Source organism: Citrobacter sp., assembly GCF_050252275.1.
Classification (GTDB): domain Bacteria; phylum Pseudomonadota; class Gammaproteobacteria; order Enterobacterales; family Enterobacteriaceae; genus Citrobacter_A; species Citrobacter_A amalonaticus.
The window spans coordinates 1-6903 of record NZ_JBFWLF010000246.1; the positions used below are offsets into that span (position 1 = coordinate 1).

Here is a 6903-nt window from a genome sequence, read left to right on the forward strand (position 1 = left end):
GAGTTTTCGCCCAAACTATTTTCGACGATATCACCATTTAAATATGGTGAACCTATCAAAAAACTTCTTCCAGAATGGTTAAGTTATATAAAACCTCTGGATGGTTCATTTCCCAGTGTATTATATAATCAGTTTCATAATAGTCCTGTCAATGGTTTTTTTAAGAACAAAGACAGGATAAACCATGAGCTTTATGGTTCAGTGTCAGTATCTGATACGACAAATTATGCTGACTCTCCCTTTGAACGTCCACTTTTTTTTCTTCTTCACTCTCACTCACCACAGAGGCAATGGTGAACATGAAAAAATGGATTTTACTATTATTGTCATTGCTTCTGTTCCCTTTTATCGTCTTCTTTGGTTGTTTTGCTCTGATGTCAGGGGATCATCATTACAGACGTGATGACATTATTTCTTACTGGTTATATACCCCTGATATTCTGAAAAAGGTACCACAACTATCAAAAGAAGTTGAATATGAACATTATTATGACCTGGATGATCAACATACCTATGTTGTCATAAAGTGGAGCAATATTAATGATATTATTGCTAAAAAAACATGTTTATTAGATTTTTTGCAGCAATTAAGTCCTTCTGTGAAATATAATTGTTTGTGGGTGTATCACGATCAGCGTGATTACGCTGATAACTACCAACGGTATTGTGTACACCAAAAAAGGGATGCCCTTGAACTGGAATACTACGAAACCGTGAGATGACTCAAATGCCTGGCCTTACAGCATGCCGTCGTGCGGTTGTGAAGAAAAAGTGAATGATGTGCCCGTGAAGATGTCATAACCTGTAACTATTCAGATGATTGGTCGCTTGACGTCGCAGGGATGGGTTTGCAGAATCCCTGTTTCGTAAAACTGACGGACGCATTATGCAAGCATTGCTGGAACACTTTATTCTCCAGTCCGCCATGTATGCTTTGATTGCTGTGGCGCTGGTGGCCTTCCTGGAATCGCTGGCGCTGGTGGGGTTGATTTTACCGGGAACGGTATTGATGGCCGGGCTGGGCGCCCTGATAGGCAGCGGGGAACTCAACTTCTGGCATGCATGGCTGGCGGGAATTATCGGCTGTCTGCTTGGCGACTGGATCTCGTTCTGGCTGGGCTGGCGTTTCAAAAAACCGCTGCACCGCTGGTCGTTCATGAAAAAGAACAAAGCGCTGCTCGATAAAACCGAGCACGCACTGCATCAGCACAGTATGTTCACGATTCTGGTGGGACGCTTTGTTGGTCCAACGCGCCCGCTGGTGCCGATGGTCGCCGGAATGCTCGATCTGCCGGTGGCGAAATTCATCACGCCCAACATTATTGGCTGCCTGCTCTGGCCGCCATTTTATTTTCTGCCGGGGATTCTGGCTGGTGCGGCAATTGATATTCCGGCGGGTATGCAAAGTGGCGAGTTTAAGTGGCTGCTGCTGGCGACAGCCATCCTGCTGTGGTTCGGTGGCTGGCTGTGCTGGCGCCTGTGGCGTAGTGGAAAAGCCGCGACGGATCGCTTAACGCATTACCTGCCAAAAAGACGTCTGCTCTGGCTGGCGCCGATCGTGTTGGGGATGGGGATTGTTGCGCTGGTGACGTTGCTGCGCCACCCGCTGATGCCGATGTATCTTGATATTCTGCAAAAAGTGGTGGGCTACTGATATTCCTGCCGGATAAGCGTAAGCGCCATCCGGCAATCCATTATTTTTTAATCCCCAACAGCGCTGAGGCGCTGGCTTTACCGCTCAGCAACTCATCCGTTTCGCCCTGCCACGCGATGCGACCGTCGGCCACGACCACTGAGCGCGGGGCGATGCGCGCCGCATCTTCGACACTGTGCGACACCATCAGTAGCGTCAGTTGCCGGGCATGGCAGATATCGCTTACCAGGGCCAGCATCTCCTGGCGTAGCGCGGGATCGAGGGCTGAAAAGGGCTCGTCAAGCAGCAGGATCGGCTGTTCGCGCACCAGACAGCGCGCCAGTGCCACACGCTGGCGTTGACCGCCGGAAAGCTCTCCGGGCAGGCGGGCCATCAGCGTCTCGATCCCCATTTGTTGCGCGATATGCAGGCGCTTCTCTTTCTGTTCGGCGCTTAATTTCAGTCCTGGATCCAACCCCAGACCGATGTTTTGCTCAACGTTTAGATGGCTGAACAGATTGTTCTCCTGAAACAACATCGAAACCGGACGACGTGATGGCGGCGTGGTGGTGTGGTCTTCCCCTTCGATCAACAGGGTGCCGCGGGCTGGTTTGAGAAAACCGGCAATCAGACTCAGCAACGTGCTTTTCCCTGCGCCGCTCGGCCCCAGAATCGCCACCTGTTCACCGCGTGCCACGGACAGCGTAAAGCGCATGGGCAGATGATGATAAAGCCAGGTGATGTCAGTCAGTTTTAGCATTTCGCCCCGGTAACGTCTCAATAACGGTAAATAAAATAAAGCACAGGATCAGCAATAAGAGCGCAGTGACGGCACCGTCCTGACTGCGATAAGAGCCAATTTGCTGATACAGATAAAACGGCAGGGTGCGGAAATCATCGTTGCCGAACAGCGTCACCACGCCAAAATCGCCGATAGACAGCACACAGGCAAAGGCCAGCGCCTGCGCCAGCGGACGCTTCAATGCCCGCAGTTCTACCACTTTTAGCCGCTGCCAGCCTTCAATCCCCAGCGACTGACACAGCATGGTGTAGCGGGCGGTAATATCGCGCATCGGGTTTTCCAGCACTTTCAACGCGTAGGGAATGGCCATCAGCGCATTGGTGAAAATCACGATGCCGTCAGCGGACTCCGGCAGGCCGATGCTGTTATTGAGCAACAGGAAGAAGCCGGTGGCCAGCACAATGCCTGGCATCGCCAGAATAAGCATCCCGCTTAGCTCCAGCGCTTGTCCTGCCAACAACTGCTGACGGGCGCGCAGTTCGCGGCTGCTCCACAGCAGCATTATCGTCAGGATCACGCACAGCAGACCCGCTGCCAGCGCAATACGTAGCGAAGTCCACACCGCCTGCCACAAAATGGGCTGCGCGAGCACGTCCAGCAGATGGCGATTCACCCCGTCGACCATCACCGCCAACAACGGTGGAAGCAACAGCAGCAGCGCGAGGACGATCAGCAGGGCATCGGTTAAACGGCTGTGCAGCCGATCGTCCGGATCGCGCCATCCCTGAACCAGGGTGGTGCCGGGAGCGATAGCTTTACTCAATCGCTGACTGAGGAGCACCAGCGCCAGACAGCACACCATCTGGATCAGCGCCAGCATGGCGGCACGGGCAGGATCGTAGTCGAAATTCAGCGCCTGATAAATCGCCAGCTCAATGGTGGTCGCCTGCGGTCCGCCGCCCAGCGACAGCACGGTGGCGAAACTGGCAAAACAGAGCATAAAAATCAGCGCAGCGACCGGTGGGATTTGGCGACGCAGCCATGGCCATTCGACAAAGCGGAAGAACTGCCAGCCGCGGATACCCAGTTGGGCGGCAAGCTGACGCTGCTCGCCAGGGATATTCTCCAGTGACTGTAACAACAGACGGCTTGCCATCGGCAGATTAAAAAAGATGTGAGCCAGCAGGATGCCCTGCAACCCGTAAGGCGAGAAGGTCCACTCCAGTCCAAGCACGTGCCAGAGCGAAGCCAGCCACCCCTGGCGTCCATAGACGCTGAGAATACCAAACACCGCAACCAGCACCGGGAGGATCAGCGTCATGGCGCACAGGCGCAGCAGGGCCAGACGCCCCGGAAAACGGCGTCGGTAGAGTGCACGGGCAAGGAAGATGGCTGGAACAACAGAAAGCACCGCCGACAGGAAGGCCTGCCAGAAGGAAAAACGCACCACGTGCCACAGGTAGCTGTCCTGCCACAGCGAGGACCACGCCGCCTGCGGCGCGTTGAACCACAATGCCAGAAACGCGGCCAGCGCTACCGTCACCATCAACGTGGCGGCACAAAGGCCTGGGATCAGCCAGCCGGCAATTAACGGCTGACGGCGCGTTGCCATTCGCTAATCCATGCCTGGCGTTGTGCCGCCACTTCCGCTGACGTGAATTCCAGGGTCGTTGCGGGTTTAGTCAGTTGTTCGAATCCGGCAGGCAGGGTGACATTTGCCACCGGATACATCCAGTTGCCGGTCGGGATAGCATTCTGGAACGCGGGTGACACCATGAATTTGAGGAACTTTTCTGCCAGCTCAGGCTGCTTACTGGCTGCAGTACGCGCGGCGACCTCCACCTGCAGGTAATGGCCTTCGCTAAAGTTGGCCGCCACGTAGTTCTCATTTTTCTCTTCGATGATGTGATACGCCGGAGAGGTGGTGTAGCTCAGCACCAGATCGCTTTCACCTTTCAGGAACAGGCCATAAGCTTCGCTCCAGCCTTTGGTGACAGTGACGGTTTTGGCCGCCAGCTTCTGCCACGCTTGCGGCGTTTTATCGCCATACACTTTCTGCATCCACAGCATCAGCCCAAGTCCTGGCGTACTGGTGCGCGGATCCTGATAAATCACCCGCCATTTCTGATCGCTCTCGACCAGCTCCTTCAGGCTTTTCGGTGGGTTTTTCAGTTTGTTTTTGTCATATACGAAAGCGAAGTAGCCGTAATCAAACGGGACGAAGGTGTCATTCTTCCAGCCGCCTGGAACATTGACCGCCTCGCTGGCGACACCGCTTTTCGCGAACAATTGGGTTTGCGTCGCCGCTTCCAGCAGGTTGTTATCCAGTCCCAGCACCACGTCGGCCTTGCTGTTTTTCCCTTCCATTCGCAGGCGATTAAGTAACGACACGCCATCTTCCAGCGCCACCAGCTTCAGTTCACAGTTGCAGTCGGCTTCAAAGGCTTTTTTCACCGCCGGGCCAGGGCCCCAGTCTGCGGCGAACGAGTCGTAGGTGTAGACGGTGAGAACCGGTTTTGCGAAGGCAGGCGCTGCGCACAGGAGTAAAAGGGGAAGACATTTTTTCAACACTTTGCACCTCAAAAGATGGGTGGCAAAGGATTTTGAGCAGTAGCCTCAAATCCCTTCGCCGGCGTTATCCGGATCAGGTTCGACGGGTATTATCTCAGCCCATACGCTTCATCATTCAAGCAGCCTCTGTGTTGGCTGCGTCCGCTCACCCCAGTCACATAGTGTTCTATGCTCCTTGGGATTCACTCGCTTGCCGCCTTGCTGCAGCTTGAATGATTTTGTGTATGTTTATTAGCACCCCGTTGAGAACGGCGTTAGTGTAGTGATTTTGCCGCGTTGCGGCAATCATGGATCCGGCGGCGCAAACCACGCAGATTTAAAGTCGAACCAGCCGAGGGTGTTCATGCGCAGGCCGCGCATACTGCGCTGGCCCTGAATAATCAGCCAGTGGTGGATCAGCGGGACAATGGCTTTGCTGGCAAGCAATTGCTGACACCACATGGCCAGATTCATTTCGCCGGTGCGCCAGCGCGCGGCGTCGGCTTCCCAGTCCAGCGGAATGCAGTGCTGTAACAGCGGGACTTCACACAGATGCGCGAACAAAGAGAAGTCGAGCGGCAGGGTGAAGTTGGCGCTGTTAAGCCAGATGTCGCTTTCAATTTCCCCGGCATGCCATTGATCGTAGTCGATCTCCTGAATCTCTAGCTTCACCTGATGTTCAGCCAGAAGCTGACTCATGATCTGTGCAATCACCTGGTGTTCGATGTGTTCGTGATAATAGGTCAGCGTGAGCGTCTCCAGCCCGGCAGGTTTCTCGCCGTGACCCGGTCGCGCGTGATGCCAGCGGGGCAGTAAGCCATAGGCCGGGAACCAGTGACGTTGATACTGTTCATCGGCATAGTAAAGCAGGTTACTTGGTGACAGTACGCGACTGACCCACTCCCGAACCTCCTGATTGGCGCCGCGATGAGTGCGAGCGTCGAACAACAGGTAATAGCACCCCTCTTCCAGGCGGCTTTCGATAGCCTTCTCATCTTCCGTGGGACCTTTCAGCGTCAGGCCGCCGTTTGGCTCGTCGCCGATATCCGGCAGAACCCAGACGTTCACTTCATCAATCAGGGCCCGATAACCGAAGAAATCATCAAATGCATGAATTTTCAGTTGATTACGTGTATTCCGTATCACCGCGTATGGGCCGGTGCCAATCGGATGGCTGGAAAAATTGCTCAGGGTTTCCCATTCGCGCGGCAGGATCATCGCCGGGACCTGGCCCAGCAGCCACGGGAGCCAGCGATCGGGTTGCGAAAGATTAATGTCCAGCGTCCAGGGCGTGGGTGAAACGATCTCGCTGATGTGCGAATAGAGCGGTAAGACGTTAATGCGTGTCAGTGACGACACCACATCGTCCATTTCCAGTTCACGACCGTGGTGAAAATGGATCCCCGGACGCAGGAAAAAGCGCCAGTGCAGGGGGGAGATTTGCTGCCAGTGGTGGGCTATGTCGGCTTCCAGTTCCCCATTTTCCTCATTTACGCGGGTCAGGGCGCTGAAGATTTGGCGGGCAATGTGGGTTTCTGAGCGACGCAGTGCGCTGCCGGGCAGCAGATTTTGCATGGGACGATAGTAAAGTACGCGCAGGATGTGACGGCCCTGACGGAAGCTGCGGCCCAGATGGGAAACCAGCATCTGCCGCACGGCCGTTTTGTCGCCGACCAGTTGCACCAGCTGATCGATGCGATCTTGCTCCAGCAGATCTTCCGCGCGCTGTTGCTGGAGCGCCAGTCCGGTATACAGGAAGGTTAAGCGTGAACGTTTTCCGCGTCCCACTTCCGCCTCCCACGTCAGCCAGCCGCGCTCCTGCATGGTATTGAGCAGCGTGCGCATATGACGGCGCGAGCAGCTCAGCAGATCCGCCAGTTCGTTGAGCGTGGTGTCCTGTGTTTTGCCGTCGCAGCATTGCCACAAGCGGATGAACTGTTGTTGCAGACGGCCAGAAGACATAAAAGGGGAACTAGAT

Annotated in this window: 6 protein-coding genes and 1 pseudogene; 3 read left to right on the forward strand and 4 right to left on the reverse strand. The window is 54.7% G+C overall.

Features of this window, described 5'->3' with window-relative positions:
- The 3 genes and pseudogenes from AB7E14_RS18060 to AB7E14_RS18070 form a co-directional block, all read left to right on the forward strand.
- A pseudogene (locus AB7E14_RS18060) lies at positions 1-297 on the forward strand (hypothetical protein); the annotation flags it as partial.
- Positions 298-299: 2 nt separating this feature from the next.
- The gene (locus AB7E14_RS18065; RefSeq protein ID WP_046401625.1) at positions 300-722 is read left to right on the forward strand and encodes a hypothetical protein; all 423 of its coding nucleotides are present in this window, start codon (positions 300-302) and stop codon (positions 720-722) included.
- A 164-nt stretch (positions 723-886) separates the two neighbouring features.
- Positions 887-1654, forward strand: a complete 768-nt coding sequence (locus AB7E14_RS18070) for a DedA family protein (protein WP_042997957.1) — start codon at positions 887-889, stop codon at positions 1652-1654.
- Positions 1655-1694: 40 nt separating this feature from the next.
- Here the strand turns inward: AB7E14_RS18070 and thiQ are convergent, their stop codons facing one another.
- The 4 genes from thiQ to sgrR form a co-directional block, all read right to left on the reverse strand.
- Complete coding sequence (thiQ, locus tag AB7E14_RS18075; protein ID WP_316962679.1) at positions 1695-2393, reverse strand: thiamine ABC transporter ATP-binding protein ThiQ; 699 nt, start codon at positions 2391-2393, stop codon at positions 1695-1697.
- On the reverse strand, positions 2377-3987 hold the full coding sequence (gene thiP, locus AB7E14_RS18080) for a thiamine/thiamine pyrophosphate ABC transporter permease ThiP (RefSeq protein ID WP_316962680.1): 1611 nt from the start codon (positions 3985-3987) through the stop codon (positions 2377-2379). Before thiP ends, thiQ begins: the two co-directional genes overlap by 17 nt.
- Positions 3963-4946 (reverse strand): thiamine ABC transporter substrate binding subunit, encoded by a 984-nt coding sequence (gene thiB, locus AB7E14_RS18085; protein WP_428169754.1) that lies wholly within the window; start codon positions 4944-4946, stop codon positions 3963-3965. Before thiB ends, thiP begins: the two co-directional genes overlap by 25 nt.
- A gap of 285 nt (positions 4947-5231) precedes the next feature.
- Positions 5232-6887, reverse strand: a complete 1656-nt coding sequence (sgrR, locus tag AB7E14_RS18090) for an HTH-type transcriptional regulator SgrR (protein ID WP_316962681.1) — start codon at positions 6885-6887, stop codon at positions 5232-5234.
- Positions 6888-6903 lie beyond the last annotated feature (16 nt).